The following is a 16,564-nucleotide window of genomic DNA, read 5'->3' as shown; positions in this document are numbered from 1 at the left end:
GTCTTCGCCCCGGCCCTGCGCGGGCCCGGGGCGAAGGGCCTGCGCGGTCGGGCGGCGGCCCGGGAGACGATCAGGCACCGCCTTCGCCGTCCCGCCTGCGCGCGATGCGGTACGCCGCGCCGACCGAGCCCACGACGAGCGCGGCGCCGAGGCCGATCTCCTTGAGATCGAACCCGTCTACGCTGCCGCCCGCACCGGCCCGCACACCCCGATCGGGCGGGAGCGGCTGCGGGTTGAGTTCCTCACGCCCGTCGACACCGCTGTCGGCACGGCCGTCCGTACGGTCGTCGGACTGCGCGTCGGTGCGGTCGCCCGACTGGCTGTCGATGCGGTCGTCGGACTGGTCGTCGGAGCGCCCGCCGGTGTGGCTGTCGGACTGGCTGTCGGTGCGGTCGTCCGGCTGCCTGTCCGTGCGTCCGTCGGTGCGCCCCTCGGACCGCTCGCCCGTGCCGCCGTCGCCGAGTTCCGCCGACTGGCTGCCCGCGATGCTGAGTTGGGTCGACCCCCTCGCCCCGTCGCAGTCGAACGTCACCCGGTACGACGTCTGCGATCTCGCGTCCCGGTCGACCGTGGCCGCCACCGAGTCCCGCCCCTCGGGGATCCGGACCGTGTCGAACACGTCCGAGGTGACCGTGGCGGCGCCCCGGCAGCTCTCGTCGCGGTTGAGCCGCAGGCTGACCCGGCCGCCGGCCGAGACGGTGGACGGCGTGACGTGGACGCCGAAGGAGGTCTGCCGGCCGCTGTCCCGGCCCCCGTCGCCTTCGTCGTCCGTGAGGGCGGCCGGAGCGCCCAGGACGAGGGCCCCGAGGCCGAGCAGCGCGGCCGGGGCGAGGCGTATTGCGTGCATGGTGGTTCCTCCGGTCCCCGAGGAGCTGTCCGCGGATCTGTTCCGCTCGTGCCGGAAATGCACCTCGATGATCGGAACGCTAGGAACATCCGCACACGCGCGCGAACGCAATAGCGCGAACGGGGGAAGCGGGTGAGCCGACCGGGGGAGCGGTGGGGGCACGACCGGGGGAAGCGTGGGGCCCACCGGGGGATGCGGATACGGCAGCCGGGGGACACCCGCGGCGTGGCGCCGCGCGATGACCCCCGGATGTCCCCGGCGTCCGGGGTCCTTCTACCCCTTGATGTGCGGGAAGAGGTTCAGGAAGGGCTGGGCCGTCGCCGTGATGCCCCGGCTGTACGGTTCGTCGAAGTCCCAGATCAGGAAGAGCATGAAGGCGATGGTCGCGGAGAACAGCCCCGCCAGGATCAGTTCGCGCCGGGTGCGCCTGATCTGCAGCGCGAAGACCATGCCGATGGTGACCACGGCTCCGGTCAGCAGCCCGAACCACACCACGTTCGGCATGGTCGCCCCGGTCGAGTCGGCCCGGGCGCTGCGTGACTGGTCGAGCGCGGCCACCTGGTCCACCAGCGGCTGGTAGGCCTGCGCCTGGAAGTCGGTCTTCGGCTGGTAGTCGGTGACGTCCTGACGGATCTTCGCGAGCAGATCCGCGCCGGTCGGGGTGAGACGGCCGTGGTCGGCCATCTCCTTCCACTCCTTGTCGACGACCTGCCGGGCGTAGGCGTCGACGTCCGCCCGGATCCGGTCACGGGCGTCGGGCGGGTACACCCGCACCCGTTCGTAGATCTCGTGCAGTGCCTGCGCCTCCGCCTGCACATGGTCCTGGGCGCCACTGCGGGCCTCCCACACCCCGGCCACCGCCAGACCGAGGACGATGGCGTAGATGACGCCGATCCACATGGTCATGTACTCGATGACGTCCGGCGTCTCGGAGGGATCCTCGTCCTCCGCCGCCCTCTTGTGCCGGACGAGGGTGATGATGACCACCACGGCACAGGCCGCGAGCATCGCGAGGACGAGAACAAGCCAATCCGGCAACGGAAACCTCCAGAAAACAGTGGGCCGGCCGTCAGCGCGCGCGGAACGCGGCGATGGCGACGATGGCGGGTACGGCGATGAGCAGGACGTAGGTGACCGGTGAGGTGCGGTTCGGGGCCGCCGTGCCGGTCGACTGGATGCGGTACGGCGGGTAGGTCACCGGGGTCGGTGAGGGCCGCGGGGTGGGCTTGGGCGTCGGGGTCGGGGTGGGCGTCGGCCTCGGCTCGGGCCGGGGAGCCGGTGGCGGGGTGGGCGCGGGCTTCGGGGCCGGCGCGGGTGGCGGCGGCGGGGCCGGGGCCGGCGGGGCGGGCTTCGGCCGCGGCTTCGGGGTGGGCTTCGGCGTGGGCTTGGGTTTGGGGGTGGGCTTGGGCGTGGGGGTCGGCTCCGGCGGCGGAGTGGGGGTGGGCGTGGGTGTCGGCGTGGGGCACGGCGGCGGTGTGGGAGGCGGGCAGGGCGGCGGAGTGGGCCAGGAGCCGCCGGCGACGGCCACCGCGTGAATGCCGTCGGGGCCTGTCGAGGCGTAGGCGCAGGCGTCGGCCGACGCCGTGCCGACCGGGCAGCCCAGCAGGGTCCAGGTGAGTGTCAGCAGAGCCAACACCCTCGGGACGGGCGCGAGTCGGGTCGCTTCGGGTGCATGCACGACCGAGATCATGAGGCGTCGGGTGCCGTCGCACGCCGGAGTGCGGAGGGATTGGCCCGAACGGGGGACAGGTGGCGTAAACCGGTTTGAATCGCACGGTCCGTCGGTTGGCTCGAAGCGTACGTCCGTGCGGGACGTGCACCGAGGGCACAGTGTCCCGAAAGAAATTTGTGCGGCCGTTGAACACTTCGACCCTCGGCGCCCGTACCTGGTGGCGTGCGGCGGCGCACAGGCGCTGCAATATCCAGGCGATTATTGGGGAGTTGAAGATGAAGACCTCCTGGAGGAGCGCCTCTTTGGTGGCCACGGCCGCAGGCGTGCTGGTTTTGACGACGGGATGCGGTCAGGACAACGTGACCACTCCGTCCTCGGCGGCGCAGAACGTGGGTGCCACGGCCCCGGCCGGGGTCGGCAGCGTGGGCAGTGTGACCAGCCCCTCCACCGGTGCGGGCAACGGTTACGGCGCGGACGGCAACCAGGCTTCCAGCTCTCCGGCCGTGGTTGCCCCGGCGGGCAAGCTGACCGTTGCCGGCAACCCCGACCTCGGGAAGGTGCTGACCGACGGCAGTGGCCTCACCCTCTACCGTTTCGACGCGGACACCGCCAATCCCCCCAAGTCGAACTGCGACGGCGACTGCGCCACCACCTGGCCGCCGGTGCCCGCCGACGACGCCACGGCCGGTGAGGGCATCGACAAGGCGCTGCTCGGCGAGGTCACCCGCACCGACGGCACCAAGCAGCTGACCGTCGGCGGCTGGCCGGTGTACCGCTATGCCAAGGACGTCAACGCCGGTGACGTGAACGGCCAGGGCGTGGGCGGCAAGTGGTTCGCGACGGCCCCCGACGGCAAGAAGGCCACCCTGGCCGACCTGCCCGGCCTTTCCGTCCGCAAGGACGCCAAGCTCGGTGACATCGTCGTCGACAAGAACGGCATGACGGTCTACCGCTTCATCAAGGACAAGGCGTGGCCCAAGTCCGTCTCCAACTGCACCGGTGACTGCCTCGTGAAGTGGCCGGCCGTCGCGGAGGTGGCCTCCAGCGACACCAAGGGCGTCGTGAAGAAGGGCCTGATGGGCTTCACCCGGCCCGACAACGGCGAGAAGCAGCAGACGGTCAACTGCTGGCCCATCTACACCTTCTCCGGCGACGCGAAGGCCGGGGACACCAACGGCCAGGGCGTCGGCGGCACTTGGTACGCCGTCTCGCCCGAAGGAAAGCTGGTCGGCGCGCCGGGCAAGTAAGGGATCGCCTGCCCAGGGTTGATCGCCCCGCCCGAGTCCACATCTCGCGTATCGCGGAAGGGAGGACAGAGGCCGGCGAGAGTCCCGGACGGCGACACGACGGTGCACGACCGCCCGCCCCCTCCACACCGCATGGAGGGGGCGGGCTCGTGTGTTTTGCATCTCCTCCGCAGGCGCTTCGCATCGCGTCCAGATGTACGCCGCATCGCATCCGCCTCCGACGGACTGCCCGAACACCCCCAAAGCGCACACCGAATTCGCAGGTGGTGACCGGGAACGGACGGTCAATTTCCGGTTCCACTCGCCCAGTTCGCAGGCGATCAGTAGCCTCTGCTCGAACACCGGATCGTCTCAGCCTTGGAGAGATACATGGAGCGTCCCGCCTGGGCCCCACGGAGCATCGACATCTCGGTGCCGAGCGTTTCGCGTATCTACGACTACTACCTGGGCGGTTCGCACAATTTCGAGGTCGACCGGGAAGCGGCCCGCAAGGCGATGACGTTCCTGCCGGGCCTGCCGAAGATCATGCAGGCCAACCGGGCCTTCATGCGCCGCGCCGTCCGCTACGCCGTCGGCGCCGGCATCGAGCAGTTCCTGGACATCGGCTCCGGCATCCCCACCTTCGGCAACGTCCACGAGGTCGCGCAGGCGGCGCACCCCGGCGCACGTGTGGTGTACGTCGACCACGACCCGGTGGCCGTGGCCCACAGCCAGGCGGTGCTCGCGGGCAACGAGGAGGCGGACGTGGTCGCCGCGGACCTCCGCAAGCCCCAGGAGATCCTGTCGAGCCCTCAGGTGGAGCGCCTCATCGACCTGAATCGGCCAGTGGCCCTGCTCCTCGTTGCCATACTGCACTTCGTGGAAGACGCGGACGACCCGTACGGGACAGTGACACAGCTGCGCGAAACACTCGCGCCCGGCAGCCTGTTGATTCTCACGCATGCCTCGTACGAGGGAATCCCGCTGTCAACCGAGCGGGCCGAGAGCGCGGTGGACGTATACAAGGACATTCGCAACCCGCTCATCATGCGCTCGCGCGACGAGATCGCAAGGTTCTTCGAGGGGTACGACATGGTGGAACCCGGACTGGTGCCGATGCCGCACTGGCGGCCGGAGTCGGCGCCGGAGGACGAGGATCCGTATGCCTTCTCCGGATTCGCCGGCGTGGGGATCGCGGCGTGAGCGCGGAGCCGGACGGCCCGGAGGACAGACTGCGCCGGTTCGCGACGATCTGGAGCCGGGCGGTGTTCCCGGTGACCTCGACGTCCCTGACCCGGCCGGCGTTCGAGGAGCAACTCCTCCCGCTGGCCCGTCGCTTGAGCCAGGTGCTGCTGGCGCACGGCTTCGACGCGGAGGAGGCCCGGCAGGTGGGGGCCGCGCTGATCGACGCGCACTGCACCGACCCCGAGGCGCTCACCCGCACCCTCGACTGCGTCGACGCCTATCTGGCCCTGTACTGCGGTGGGGACGGACCCCAGGACGAGCTGCGGATGCGTTCCTCGCGGATCCAGCACGCGATGGCAGCCGGGTTCGCCCAGGCGCTGCGCGAGCGCACGCTGGCCGAGCAGGAGGCCATCGCGCAGGCCGCGTTGCGGGCCCAGGGCGTGGTCGCGCAGGCGCTGCACGCCAGCGAGGCGCGCTTCCGCGCCGTCTTCGAGGGCGCGGCGATAGGAATCGGCATCGCCGACCTGGAGGGCAACGTCCTCCAGGTCAACGGTGCGCTGCTGCGTATGTTCGGCGGTTCCGAACAGACCCTGCGCGGCCGCAAGGTCATGGAGTGGGCGCATCCCGAGGACGCGCCCCAGACCTGGCGGCTCTACGAGGAGCTGGTCCGCGGCGACCGCGAGCACTACCACGTCGAGAAGGCGTTCAACCGCTCCGACGGAACGGTCCTGTGGACCAACCTGACCGTCTCCCTGCTCCGGGACGCGGACGGCGAGCCGCAGTACCAGCTGGCCCTCATGGAGGACACCACCGAGCGCCGGCTGCTCAACCTGCGGCTGCGCTACGAGGCCACCCACGACGCGCTGACCGGCCTCCCGAACCGCACGCTGTTCTTCGAGCGCCTGGAGAAGGCCCTGGCCGCCGGTGAGGGCCAGCGCTTCGGGCTGTGCTACCTCGATCTGGACGGCTTCAAGACCATCAACGACAGCCTCGGCCACTCGGCCGGTGACCGGCTGCTCGTGGAGGTCGCCGACCGGCTGCAGTCCTGCGCGACCGCGCCCGGCGAGATGGTCGCCCGGCTCGGCGGCGACGAGTTCGTGGCACTGACCACCGGACCGGCCACCCAACGCGAGGTCGACGACCTGGCCGACCGCATCATGAACGCCCTCATCACCCCGATCAGCGTCGACGGCCGCGAACTCACGGTCCGGGGCTCCATCGGCATCGTGGAGGGCCCGGCGGGCGAGCGCACCCCGGCCGAGGTGCTGCGCAGCGCCGACATCACGATGTACCGGGCCAAGTCGGCGGGCGGCAACCGCTTCGAGCTGGCCGACCCGGAGGCCGACGCCCGCGCCATCACCCGGCACGGCCTGACCACCGCGCTCCCCGCCGCCCTGGACCGCAACGAGTTCTTCATCGAGTACCAGCCGCTGGTCCACCTCGGCGACGGCAGTGTCCGGGGCGCCGAGGCCCTGGTCCGCTGGCTGCACCCGCAGCACGGCGTCCTCGGCCCCGACCGGTTCATCCCGCTCGCCGAACACACCGGGCTCATCGTCCCGTTGGGCCGCTGGGTCCTGGAGGAGTCGATCCGCCAGGCCCGCGAATGGCGAGAACGCTACGGCGAGGAGACCAGCGCCGGCCCGCTGCGGATCAACGTCAACCTGTCCCCGTGCCAGCTCTCCCACCCCGGCCTGGTCCAGGACACGGTGGACATCCTGGAGCGGACCGGAGTGGCCCCCGACGCCCTCTGCCTGGAGGTCACCGAGTCGGCCCTGATCGGCGCCGACGACGATCTCCTCAAGCCGCTGCGCCGGCTCGCCGAGATGGGTGTCGACATCGCCCTGGACGACTTCGGCACGGGCTACTCCAACCTCGCCAACCTGCGCCGCCTCCCGGTGAGCATCCTCAAGCTGGACCGCTCGTTCACCCAGAGCATGCAGCAGTTCCCGGCGGACCCGGTCGACCTCAAGATCGTGGAGGGCATCGTCTCCCTGGCCCACAGCCTGGACCTCGCGGTCACGGTCGAGGGCGTGGAGACGGGCGCCCAGGCCGAGCAACTCCGCATACTGGGCTGCGACACGGCCCAGGGCTGGTACTACGCCCGCCCGGGCCCACCGGAGCGCCTGCACGAACTGGCGCTGGTGGACGCGACGGGCTGACGACCCGGCGTCCCTTCGTGGGCCCTCAGTCGAGGTGGAAGACCTCCTCGGCGGGGGCCCACCACTCGCCCTCGGCGGCGGTGTCAAGCGGCTGCTGACACGGGTCGGTCAGCGCCCACCACTCGCGTGTCACCGGGTCGGAGGCGATCTGCGCGGTGTCGGCGGCGTAGTCGCTGCCCGTGTACTCCAGGTAGCTGAACAGCAGTCCGTCCCGCAGGAAGATCGAGTAGTTGCCGATCCGGGCACGCTTGAGTGCCGCCAGCACGCCCGGCCACGCGGCGGCGTGCAGTGCGCGGTACTCCGACTCCTTCTCCGGACGCAACCGGATGACGGCAGCGAAGCGCTGCATCTGGCTCACCTCTCCTGTCCTTCAACCCGTTCGGGGGGTACCTCGGGTACATCCACTTCGGCAGCAGCCTGCCCGGGGACCTATTGTCGGCGGCGCGGATCGGCGGCTGCACCGAACCCCGTCAGGGGCGCGGGGCTGTGACAATGTGCGGCTCCGCCGCGTGGGCGCGACCAGCCCCCACGCACCCGCGGACAACCACGCCCCGTCACCTCTCCAACAGCATCCTCTGCAACTCCCTGGCGGCCCGGGGCGGCGCGACGTCACTCCGGTGCGCCAACGCGATCGTCCGATGCAACCCCGGCCGAGCCAACGGAGTGACCCGCAACCCCCGCCCCGAACGAGCGGCGACCATCCGAGGCACCACGGCCACCCCCAGCCCGGCTCGCACGAACCCCAGCACCGCGTCCATCTCACCCCCCTCAACGGCGAAGCTCGGCTCGAACCCGGCGGAGCGGCACGCCGCGACGGTCAGCTCCCGCAGGTCGTAGCCGTGCCGGAACATCACCAGCCGCTCCCCCTCCAGGTCGGAGATCTTCACCCCGCCCCGCCCCCGTCCGGGCGCCGTCGCCTCGGGTGAGGACACCACCACCAGGTCCTCCCGCAACAGCTCCACCGTGGTCAGCGCGGGTGACGCCGGCGGCAGCGGCAGCACGATCAGCGCCAGATCCAGCGCCCCGCGCGCCAGCTCCCGTACCAGGTCGTGGGAGCCGCTCTCCTCGATCAGCAGCTGGATGCCGGGGTAACGGTCGTGGAAGGCCCGCAGCACGTCCGGCAGCAGCCCCGTGCACAGACTCGGCGTCGCCCCCAGCCGCACCCGCCCGCTCCGCAGCTGCACCAGCTCCTGGACCTCGTGCCGGGCGGTGTCCGCGTCCGCCAGGATGCGCCGGGCCAGCGGCAGCAGCGCCTCGCCCGCGTCGGTGAGCGTGATGTTGCCCCGCGCCCGCAGGAAGAGATCTGCCCCCAGCTCCCGCTCCAGCGCCCTGATCTGCTGGGACAGCGACGGCTGGGCGACATGGACCAGCTCGGCGGCCCGGGTGAAGTGCCGGGTCTCGGCGACGGCGACAAAGTACTGAAGCTGCTGGAACTGCATGGGTACACGATAGCTTCCGGCTATGGAATCGAGCCGGACCATGTCTTGGACCGATCGGGTGTCCGGGCTCTACCGTCCTGAACATGGCTCTGGCAACGCGGACGGACCGACGGCCGTCCATGGCACGCACGATGTGGGACAGCTCCGTCGGCAAGAAGACCGTGATGGCCGTCAGCGGCCTGATCATGCTGCTCTACCTGGTCGTGCACATGATCGGCAACCTGAAGATCTACTTCGGGGCAGGCGATTTCAACCATTACGCCCACTGGCTGCGCACCGTCGGCGAACCGTTCATGCACTACGAGTGGACGCTCTGGCTCATCCGGATCGTCCTGGTCGTCGCCGTGGTCGCACACGCCACGTCCGCGTACCAGCTCAGCCGCCGTGACATCAAGGCGCGCCCGACGAAGTACGTCCACAGCAGGCCCCGGGCCAGCTACGCGACCCGCACCATGCGCTGGGGCGGGATCATCCTCGCCCTCTTCATCGTCTGGCACATCCTCGACCTGACCACCGGCACCGTGCACTCCGGCGGCTTCCAGGAGGGTCACCCGTACCAGAACGTCGTGGACACCTTCTCCACCTGGTACGGCAACGTCATCTACATCGTGGCGATGCTCGCGCTGGGTCTGCACGTGCGGCACGGCTTCTGGAGCGCCGCCCAGACCCTCGGCGCCGGCAGCCGCACCCGCGACCGCGCCCTCAAGGCCACGGCCGACGTCCTCGCGCTGCTGCTCACGGCCGGCTTCATCGCCGTACCCGTGGGTGTCATGACCGGAGTGGTGAGCTGAACATGACCGACTACGTGAACTACACCACCGGCGAAGCCGTCGTCGACGGCAAGGCCCCCTCGGGCCCGGTCAACGAGCGCTGGGACACCCGCCGCTTCGAGGCCAAGCTGGTCAACCCCGCCAACCGGCGCAAGCACACCGTGATCGTCGTCGGCACCGGTCTGGCCGGCGGCTCCGCCGGGGCCACCCTCGCCGAACAGGGCTACCACGTCGTCCAGTTCTGCTACCAGGACTCCCCGCGCCGCGCCCACTCCATCGCCGCGCAGGGCGGGATCAACGCGGCGAAGAACTACCGCAACGACGGCGACTCCGTCCACCGGCTGTTCTACGACACCGTCAAGGGCGGCGACTTCCGGGCCCGGGAGTCCAACGTCCACCGGCTCGCGCAGATCTCCGTGGAGATCATCGACCAGTGCGTGGCCCAGGGCGTGCCGTTCGCCCGCGAGTACGGCGGTCTGCTCGACACCCGGTCCTTCGGCGGTGTCCAGGTGTCCCGCACCTTCTACGCCCGTGGACAGACCGGGCAGCAGCTGCTGCTCGGCGCCTACCAGGCGCTGAGCCGGCAGATCGCCGCCGGGAACGTGGAGATGCATCCGCGTACCGAGATGCTCGACCTGATCGTGGTCGACGGACGGGCGCGCGGGATCGTGGCCCGGGATCTCATCACCGGTCGCATCGACACGTACTTCGCCGACGCCGTCGTCCTCGCCAGCGGTGGCTACGGCGACGTCTTCTACCTGTCGACGAACGCCATGAACTCCAACGCCACCGCCGTCTGGCGGGCGCACCGGCGCGGCGCATACTTCGCCAACCCGTGCTTCACCCAGATCCACCCCACCTGCATCCCGCGCACCGGCGACCACCAGTCCAAGCTCACGCTGATGAGCGAGTCGCTGCGCAACGACGGCCGGATCTGGGTGCCCAAGGCCAAGGGCGACACCCGGCCGGCCCACCAGATCCCCGAGGACGAGCGCGACTACTACCTGGAGCGCATCTACCCGTCCTTCGGCAACCTGGTCCCACGCGACATCGCCTCCCGCGCCGCGAAGAACGTCTGCGACGAGGGGCGGGGCGTCGGCCCCGGCGGGCAGGGCGTCTACCTCGACTTCGCCGACGCCATCGCGCGGATGGGACGCAAGGCCGTCGAGGCCAAGTACGGCAACCTCTTCGACATGTACCAGCGGATCACCGACGAGGATCCGTACCAGGTGCCGATGCGGATCTACCCCGCGGTGCACTACACGATGGGCGGGCTGTGGGTCGACTACGACCTCCAGACCACCGTCCCCGGGCTGTTCGCGGTCGGCGAGGCCAACTTCTCCGACCACGGCGCGAACCGGCTCGGCGCGAGCGCGCTGATGCAGGGCCTGGCCGACGGCTACTTCGTGCTGCCGGCCACCATCAACGACTACCTGGCCCGCAACCCCCACCAGGAGGCGGTGACCGACGAACACCCCGTCGTCCAGGAGGTGCTGGCCGAGACCGAGGACCGGCTGAACCTGCTGCTCTCCGTCGACGGCGACCGCACCCCCGACTCCTTCCACCGCGAACTCGGCGAACTGATGTGGGAGTTCTGCGGTATGGCCCGGACGGACGCGGGGCTGCGCAAGGCACTGGAGCGCATCCCGCAGATCCGCGAGGAGTTCTGGCGGCGGATCAAGGTGCCGGGGACCGGCGAGGAGTTCAACCAGTCCCTGGAGAAGGCCAACCGCATCGTCGACTACCTGGAGCTGGCCGAGCTGATGTGCCTCGACGCACTGCACCGCGCCGAGTCCTGCGGCGGCCACTTCCGCGAGGAGTCCCAGACCCCCGACGGTGAAGCCGCCCGCAGGGACGACGAGTTCTCCTACGCGGCCGCCTGGGAGTTCACCGGCACCGGGGACGCCCCGGTCCTGCACAAGGAAGACCTGGTCTTCGAGTACGTCCACCCCACTCAGCGGAGCTACGCATGAAGCTCACCCTGCGCGTCTGGCGGCAGAAGAACGCCGACGCCGACGGCGCGATGTCCACCTACGAGGTGGACGGCATCTCGTCGGACATGTCCTTCCTCGAGATGCTCGACACCCTCAACGAGGAGCTGATCCTCAACGGCGAGGACCCGGTCGCCTTCGACCACGACTGCCGCGAGGGCATCTGCGGCGCGTGCTCCCTGGTGATCAACGGGGACGCGCACGGGCCCGAGCGCACCACCACCTGCCAGCTGCACATGCGGTCCTTCAAGGACGGCGACACGATCGACATCGAGCCGTGGCGGGCGGCCGCCTTCCCGGTGATCAAGGATCTGGTGGTCGACCGGTCCGCGTTCGACCGGATCATCCAGGCCGGCGGCTACATCACCGCGCCGACCGGGGCCGCCCCGGAGGCGCACGCCACGGCGGTGCCGAAGGCCGACGCCGACTTCGCGTTCGAGCACGCGGAGTGCATCGGGTGCGGGGCGTGCGTGGCGGCCTGCCCCAACGGAGCGGCGATGCTGTTCACCTCCGCCAAGATCAACCATCTGAACGTACTGCCCCAGGGGGCGCCCGAGCGGGAGACGCGGGTGCTGGACATGGTGGCCCAGATGGACGACGAGGGCTTCGGCGGGTGCACGCTGGCAGGGGAGTGCGCGACCGCCTGCCCGAAGGGCATTCCGCTGGTGTCCATCACGAGCATGAACAAGGAGTGGCTGCGGGCCAGCCGGAAGGCGGGAAAGCGGTAGCGCCGTCGGAGGCGCGTAAGTGAACGTTCGCCGACAAGTGCGGACGGGCGGGGCCGGGGCTGGTGCTCCCCGGCCCCGTTTCGCCGTTCGCCAACCGTCGTACCGGGGGTGCGCAACGGCCCGGTCGGGTCACGGTAGCGTTGCTTCAGCGCGTCCATAGGGACACGCGCGGGGGTCGGTCACCCACCGAATCCCGGCATTCAGCAGCCGCACATCCACGGGTCCCGCGCACGTCACGCCGAGTCCAGCCTGCCAAGGAAGAAAGCAGGTGCAGATTTCCTCAGCTACCGCTCGGCGCAGGAGACCTCCATGACCGCCATGCCCGCCTCACCCCCTGCTCTCGCCGCCCCGCCCGGGGACTCCGGCTATCTGGTGCAGCTCGCCCGTGACGAGGACGACGTCCGGGCCGCGCAGCGACTGCGCTACCAGGTGTTCGCCGGAGAGATGGGTGCCCGGCTCGACGGGCCGGAACCGGGGTTGGACGTGGACGCCTTCGACGCGTTCTGCGACCACCTCCTGATCCGGGAAGCCCTGACCGGCGAGGTCGTCGGTACCTACCGGCTGCTGCCGCCCGAGCGCGCCGCCGTCGCCGGCCGCCTCTACTCCGAGGGCGAGTTCGACCTCGGCCCGCTCGCCGGCATTCGCTCCAACCTGGTCGAGGTCGGCCGGTCCTGTGTGCACCCCGCCCACCGCGACGGCGCCGTGATCGGTCTCATCTGGGCCGGCATAGCCCGGTACATGGTGGACCGCGGCCACGAGTGGCTGGCCGGCTGCTGCTCCGTCCCGCTCGCCGACGGTGGCGCCCTCGCGGCCGCCACCTGGGAGCGGGTGCAGGCCAAGCACCTGGCCCCGGAGGAGCTGCGGGTACGACCGCTGCGCCCGTGGGTGCCCGAGGGGCCGGCCCCGGAGGGCCGGGCCGAACTGCCCGCGCTGCTCCGCGGCTACCTGCGCCTGGGCGCCTGGGTGTGCGGCGAGCCCGCGCACGACCCCGACTTCGGGGTCGCCGACATGTACGTCCTGCTGTCGATGCGCCGGGTCAACGCGCGCTATCTGCGGCACTTCCTCTCGCTCGTCCCGGCCTGATGAGCGTCTGGCTGCCCAGCGCGCCGTGCACCCCCGGCGCGTGCGTGGAGTCCGCGGGGTCCCTGACGGTCCTGCCCCGCGCCGTGCTGCGGTTCGCCGCGGTCGTGGCCCTGCTGCTGGTCGCGATCGTGCTGCTCCCGCTCGGCGGGAGGATTCCCACCGAGTGGGTGCGGCGGTTCTCCCGGCTGGTCGTCCGGGCCGCCGGGGTCCGGGTCCGGACCACCGGCAGTGCCCCGGGCACCGGTGGGGTGCTCCTTGTCGCCAACCACATCTCCTGGCTGGACATCCCGCTGCTCGCCGCCGTACGGCCCGCGCGGATGCTCGCCAAGAAGGAGATCCGCGAGTGGCCGGTGGCCGGCGCGCTGGTGGCCGGCGCCGGGGCGCTGTTCATCGACCGGGACCGGCTGCGCGCGCTGCCGGACACGGTCGGCCGGATCTCGGGCGCGCTGCGGGAGGGCGCCGCGGTGGTCGCCTTCCCCGAGGGCAGCACCTGGTGCGGCCGGGCCCAGGGCCGGTTCCGGCGGGCCGTGTTCCAGGCCGCCCTGGACGCCGGCACGCCCGTCCAGCCGGTGCGGCTGCATTACCGGCTGGAAGCAGGCGAGGCCAGCACCGTGCCCGCCTATGTCGGTCAGGACACGCTGCTGGCCTCCCTGTGGCGAGTGGTGTCGACCCGTGGCCTGGTGGCCGAGGTGGACATACGGCCGCTGATACCCGCCGGCCGCCACCCGGACCGTCGCACCCTCGCCCGCGCCGCCCAGCCGGTGACCCACGGGCCGGCCTGGACGCACGCGGCTCTGGTGAGCCCCGGCAAGGGCTCTCAGTGGTCGGTCTCCAAGTGGAGCTTGAGCAGGTCGACCCCGTAGTCGCCGCCGTTGGGCGTGCGGATGATGGTGTGGATGTGCTGCTGGGTCGGCGTGCCGCCCGGACCGCCCATGCCACCACCGCCGCCCGCGCGGCGGCACCGCCGGCGAGCAACGCCTTGTTCATGAACCAGCGGCGGGTGCGCTCGGCTTCGGGGGTGCGGGGGTGGTGTCCATGCATACGCCCAAAATCCAGGGGCGACCTGAACCGTTCCTGAAGATCATCGCGGGCGGGACCGGGCGAGATAGGGCCCTGTGACACTGCCCTCGGCCCGTGCGACCTCGGCCGGCCGGCCCGCCGCGACGATCCGGCCGCCCCGGTCCCCGCCGCCCGGCCCCAGGTCGATCACCCAGTCCGCGCCCGCCACCACCGCCATGTCGTGCTCGACCACGACGACCGTGTGCCCGGTGTCCACCAGCCCGTGCAACTGGCGCATCAGCACCTCGACGTCGGCCGGATGCAGGCCCGTCGTCGGCTCGTCGAGGAGGTAGAGGGTGGGACCGCGCCGACCACGCTGCAACTCACCGGCCAGCTTGATGCGTTGGGCCTCGCCACCGGACAGCTCCGTGGCGGGCTGCCCCAGTCGCAGATAGCCGAGCCCCACGTCGAGCAGGGTGCGCAGGCTGCGCGCCACGGCCGGGATGTCCGCGAAGAACTCCGCCGCGCTCTCCACGGTCAGGTCCAGCACCTCGGCGATGTTCCGTCCCCGGTAGGGCACTTCGAGTGTCTCGGGGTTGTAGCGCGCCCCGCCGCAGTCCGGGCAGGGCGTGTAGGTACTGGGCAGGAACAGCAGCTCCACGCTGACGAAACCCTCGCCCTGGCAGGTCTCGCAGCGCCCTCCGGTCACGTTGAAGGAGAACCGCCCCGCGCCGTAACCACGCTCCCGCGCCCGGTCGGTGGCCGCGAACACCTTCCGTACGACGTCGAACAAGCCGGTGTAGGTGGCCAGGTTGGAACGCGGGGTGCGGCCGATCGGCTTCTGGTCGACAGAGACCAGGCGGCCGACCCCGTCCAGCTCCTCGGTGATCTCGCCGATCAGCGTCGACTTGCCCGAGCCGGAGACGCCGGTGACGGCGGTGAGGACACCGAGCGGAAACTCGGCGGTGACCGCGCGCAGGTTGTGCCGGGTGACCGGACCTACCTTCAACCACCCGGCGGCAGAGCGGAGTCGACGGGCCGGAGCGGGCTCCGCCGCGAACAGGTGGCGGGCGGTGGCGGACTCCGCGACCCCGGCCAGCTGTGCCACCGGCCCGCTGTGCAGTACCCGGCCACCGTGCTCACCCGCGCCGGGGCCCACCTCCACCAGCCAGTCGGCGCCGCGCACCACGTCCAGGTGGTGCTCCACCACGAACACCGAGTTCCCGGCCGCCTTCAGTCGCTCCAGCACCGTCAGCAGCGCCTCGGTGTCCGCCGGGTGCAGCCCGGCCGACGGTTCGTCCAGGACGTAGACGACACCGAACAGCCCGGAGCGCAACTGCGTCGCCAGACGCAGGCGTTGGAGTTCGCCCGCGGAGAGCGTCGGAGTCGCCCGGTCCAGGCTCAGATAGCCGAGGCCGAGTTCGACGACCGGGGCGATGCGGGAGGTGAGGTCCTCGGTGAGCACCCGCGCGGTCTCCGTCGCGGGGGCGCCGCCGAGCAGCCCGGCGAGCTCGGTCAGGGGCAGGGCCGCCAGATCGGCGATCGTACGGCCTCCGAAGGTCACGGCGAGTGCCTCGGGCCGCAGCCTGCTGCCGCCGCACACCGGACAGGGCGCGCTGCTCAGGAACCGCTCCGCCTTCGCCCGCAGAGCCGGGCTCCTGGAGTCCGAGAAGGTCTTCATGACGTACCGGCGGGCGCTCATGTACGTGCCCTGGTACGGCCGTTGGATGCGGTCGGCGTCCCGGACCGGGTGCACGGTGACCACCGGCTGCTCGTCCGTGAACAGGATCCACTCCCGCTCCTCGGCGGGCAGTTCGCGCCAGGGCCGGTCCACGTCGTGGCCGAGCGCGTCGAGGACGTCCCGCAGGTTCTTGCCCTGCCAGGCGCCCGGCCAGGCGGCGATCGCGCCGTCCCGGATCGACAGCGACGGGTCGGGGACCAGCGACTCCTCGGTCGTCCGGTGGACCCGGCCCAGGCCGTGGCACTCCGGGCAGGCGCCGACCGCCGTGTTGGGGGAGAACGCGTCGGAATCGAGCCGCTCCGCGCCCGGCGGATAGTTCCCGGCACGCGAGAAGAGCATCCGCAGGGAGTTGGAGAGATTGGTGAGCGTCCCGACCGAGGAGCGGGAGGTGGGGGCCGAGCGGCGCTGCTGCAGCGAGACCGCCGGCGGCAGCCCGCTGATCTCACCGACCTTCGGCGCCCCCACCTGGTGGATCAGCCTGCGCGCGTACGGTGCGACCGACTCGAAGTAGCGCCGCTGGGCCTCGGCGTAGATCGTGCCGAACGCCAGGGACGACTTCCCCGAGCCGGACACACCCGTGAAGACGGCCAGCACGTCCCGGGGGATGTCCACGTCGACACCCTTGAGGTTGTGCTCGCGGGCGCCACGAACGCGGACGTACGGATCGTGGGCGCTGTGCATCGGGCAGACTCCGTACGGCCGACTCGCCGGGCAGGGACAAACC

The 16,564-nt window shown here is 71.1% G+C and carries 14 protein-coding genes and 1 pseudogene; 9 read left to right on the top strand and 6 right to left on the bottom strand.

What is annotated here, in order from left to right; translation table 11 throughout:
* Positions 1 to 70 precede the first annotated feature (70 nt).
* From ACZ4N4_RS18670 to ACZ4N4_RS18660, 3 genes are all read right to left on the bottom strand, one after another.
* Positions 71 to 847: a hypothetical protein gene (locus ACZ4N4_RS18670; protein ID WP_467589869.1), complete on the bottom strand. Its 777-nt coding sequence runs from the start codon at positions 845 to 847 to the stop codon at positions 71 to 73.
* A 273-nt stretch (positions 848 to 1,120) separates the two neighbouring features.
* Positions 1,121 to 1,885, bottom strand: a complete 765-nt coding sequence (locus ACZ4N4_RS18665; RefSeq protein ID WP_467589866.1) for a bestrophin-like domain — start codon at positions 1,883 to 1,885, stop codon at positions 1,121 to 1,123.
* A gap of 31 nt (positions 1,886 to 1,916) precedes the next feature.
* Entirely contained in the window at positions 1,917 to 2,525 is a 609-nt protein-coding gene (locus tag ACZ4N4_RS18660) for a hypothetical protein (protein WP_453567305.1), read from the bottom strand.
* A 269-nt stretch (positions 2,526 to 2,794) separates the two neighbouring features.
* On the opposite strand from ACZ4N4_RS18660, the gene ACZ4N4_RS18655 reads away from it, so the two are divergent.
* From ACZ4N4_RS18655 to ACZ4N4_RS18645, 3 genes are all read left to right on the top strand, one after another.
* The gene (locus ACZ4N4_RS18655) at positions 2,795 to 3,766 is read left to right on the top strand and encodes an SCO0930 family lipoprotein (protein WP_467589862.1); all 972 of its coding nucleotides are present in this window, start codon (positions 2,795 to 2,797) and stop codon (positions 3,764 to 3,766) included.
* 369 nt (positions 3,767 to 4,135) lie between these two features.
* Entirely contained in the window at positions 4,136 to 4,948 is an 813-nt protein-coding gene (locus ACZ4N4_RS18650; RefSeq protein ID WP_467589859.1) for an SAM-dependent methyltransferase, read from the top strand.
* Positions 4,945 to 7,089 (top strand): putative bifunctional diguanylate cyclase/phosphodiesterase, encoded by a 2,145-nt coding sequence (locus ACZ4N4_RS18645; RefSeq protein WP_467589856.1) that lies wholly within the window; start codon positions 4,945 to 4,947, stop codon positions 7,087 to 7,089. The genes ACZ4N4_RS18650 and ACZ4N4_RS18645 overlap by 4 nt, the downstream gene beginning before the upstream one ends.
* 25 nt (positions 7,090 to 7,114) lie before the next feature.
* On the opposite strand, the gene ACZ4N4_RS18640 is transcribed toward ACZ4N4_RS18645, so the two are convergent.
* Positions 7,115 to 7,438: an L-rhamnose mutarotase gene (locus tag ACZ4N4_RS18640; RefSeq protein ID WP_467590638.1), complete on the bottom strand. Its 324-nt coding sequence runs from the start codon at positions 7,436 to 7,438 to the stop codon at positions 7,115 to 7,117.
* A 17-nt stretch (positions 7,439 to 7,455) separates the two neighbouring features.
* On the opposite strand from ACZ4N4_RS18640, the pseudogene ACZ4N4_RS18635 reads away from it, so the two are divergent.
* Positions 7,456 to 7,554, top strand: a pseudogene (locus ACZ4N4_RS18635) (carbohydrate ABC transporter permease); the annotation flags it as partial.
* Positions 7,555 to 7,643: 89 nt separating this feature from the next.
* On the opposite strand, the gene ACZ4N4_RS18630 reads toward ACZ4N4_RS18635, so the two are convergent.
* On the bottom strand, positions 7,644 to 8,528 hold the full coding sequence (locus ACZ4N4_RS18630; RefSeq protein WP_453567297.1) for a LysR family transcriptional regulator: 885 nt from the start codon (positions 8,526 to 8,528) through the stop codon (positions 7,644 to 7,646).
* A gap of 119 nt (positions 8,529 to 8,647) precedes the next feature.
* Between ACZ4N4_RS18630 and ACZ4N4_RS18625 the strand changes: the two genes are divergently transcribed.
* The 5 genes from ACZ4N4_RS18625 to ACZ4N4_RS18605 all read left to right on the top strand — a co-directional run bounded on the left by ACZ4N4_RS18625 (position 8,648) and on the right by ACZ4N4_RS18605 (position 13,963).
* Positions 8,648 to 9,319, top strand: coding sequence for a succinate dehydrogenase (locus ACZ4N4_RS18625; RefSeq protein ID WP_453567440.1), 672 nt, complete (start codon positions 8,648 to 8,650; stop codon positions 9,317 to 9,319).
* A 2-nt stretch (positions 9,320 to 9,321) separates the two neighbouring features.
* On the top strand, positions 9,322 to 11,271 hold the full coding sequence (locus tag ACZ4N4_RS18620) for a fumarate reductase/succinate dehydrogenase flavoprotein subunit (RefSeq protein WP_467589853.1): 1,950 nt from the start codon (positions 9,322 to 9,324) through the stop codon (positions 11,269 to 11,271).
* Positions 11,268 to 12,017 carry a succinate dehydrogenase/fumarate reductase iron-sulfur subunit gene (locus ACZ4N4_RS18615; RefSeq protein ID WP_453567293.1) on the top strand — a complete coding sequence of 250 codons (750 nt, stop codon included), beginning with the start codon at positions 11,268 to 11,270 and terminating at the stop codon, positions 12,015 to 12,017. Before ACZ4N4_RS18620 ends, ACZ4N4_RS18615 begins: the two co-directional genes overlap by 4 nt.
* 309 nt (positions 12,018 to 12,326) lie before the next feature.
* Positions 12,327 to 13,100 (top strand): GNAT family N-acetyltransferase, encoded by a 774-nt coding sequence (locus ACZ4N4_RS18610; RefSeq protein ID WP_453567291.1) that lies wholly within the window; start codon positions 12,327 to 12,329, stop codon positions 13,098 to 13,100.
* Positions 13,100 to 13,963 carry a lysophospholipid acyltransferase family protein gene (locus ACZ4N4_RS18605; RefSeq protein ID WP_467589849.1) on the top strand — a complete coding sequence of 288 codons (864 nt, stop codon included), beginning with the start codon at positions 13,100 to 13,102 and terminating at the stop codon, positions 13,961 to 13,963. Before ACZ4N4_RS18610 ends, ACZ4N4_RS18605 begins: the two co-directional genes overlap by 1 nt.
* Positions 13,964 to 14,181: 218 nt before the next feature.
* On the opposite strand, the gene ACZ4N4_RS18600 is transcribed toward ACZ4N4_RS18605, so the two are convergent.
* A complete protein-coding gene (locus tag ACZ4N4_RS18600) occupies positions 14,182 to 16,521 on the bottom strand; it encodes an ATP-binding cassette domain-containing protein (RefSeq protein ID WP_467589846.1) in 2,340 nt (779 codons plus the stop codon).
* Positions 16,522 to 16,564: the final 43 nt, after the last annotated feature.

It is taken from the genome of Streptomyces sp. NPDC026538 (assembly GCF_055567535.1).
The sequence above is the reverse complement of the archived record's forward strand: the minus strand, read 5'-3'. Positions and strand labels throughout refer to the sequence as shown.

Bases quoted from the DNA above. Each gene is read 5' to 3' on its own strand.
- ACZ4N4_RS18670 (WP_467589869.1), bottom strand. From the start codon at position 847: ATGCACGCAATACGCCTCGCCCCGGCCGCGCTGCTCGGCCTCGGGGCC.
- ACZ4N4_RS18655 (WP_467589862.1), top strand. From the start codon at position 2,795: ATGAAGACCTCCTGGAGGAGCGCCTCTTTGGTGGCCACGGCCGCAGGC.
- ACZ4N4_RS18650 (WP_467589859.1), top strand. From the start codon at position 4,136: ATGGAGCGTCCCGCCTGGGCCCCACGGAGCATCGACATCTCGGTGCCG.
- ACZ4N4_RS18640 (WP_467590638.1), bottom strand. From the start codon at position 7,438: ATGCAGCGCTTCGCTGCCGTCATCCGGTTGCGTCCGGAGAAGGAGTCG.
- ACZ4N4_RS18630 (WP_453567297.1), bottom strand. From the start codon at position 8,528: ATGCAGTTCCAGCAGCTTCAGTACTTTGTCGCCGTCGCCGAGACCCGG.
- ACZ4N4_RS18625 (WP_453567440.1), top strand. From the start codon at position 8,648: ATGGCACGCACGATGTGGGACAGCTCCGTCGGCAAGAAGACCGTGATG.
- ACZ4N4_RS18620 (WP_467589853.1), top strand. From the start codon at position 9,322: ATGACCGACTACGTGAACTACACCACCGGCGAAGCCGTCGTCGACGGC.
- ACZ4N4_RS18615 (WP_453567293.1), top strand. From the start codon at position 11,268: ATGAAGCTCACCCTGCGCGTCTGGCGGCAGAAGAACGCCGACGCCGAC.
- ACZ4N4_RS18610 (WP_453567291.1), top strand. From the start codon at position 12,327: ATGACCGCCATGCCCGCCTCACCCCCTGCTCTCGCCGCCCCGCCCGGG.
- ACZ4N4_RS18605 (WP_467589849.1), top strand. From the start codon at position 13,100: ATGAGCGTCTGGCTGCCCAGCGCGCCGTGCACCCCCGGCGCGTGCGTG.
- ACZ4N4_RS18600 (WP_467589846.1), bottom strand. From the start codon at position 16,521: ATGCACAGCGCCCACGATCCGTACGTCCGCGTTCGTGGCGCCCGCGAG.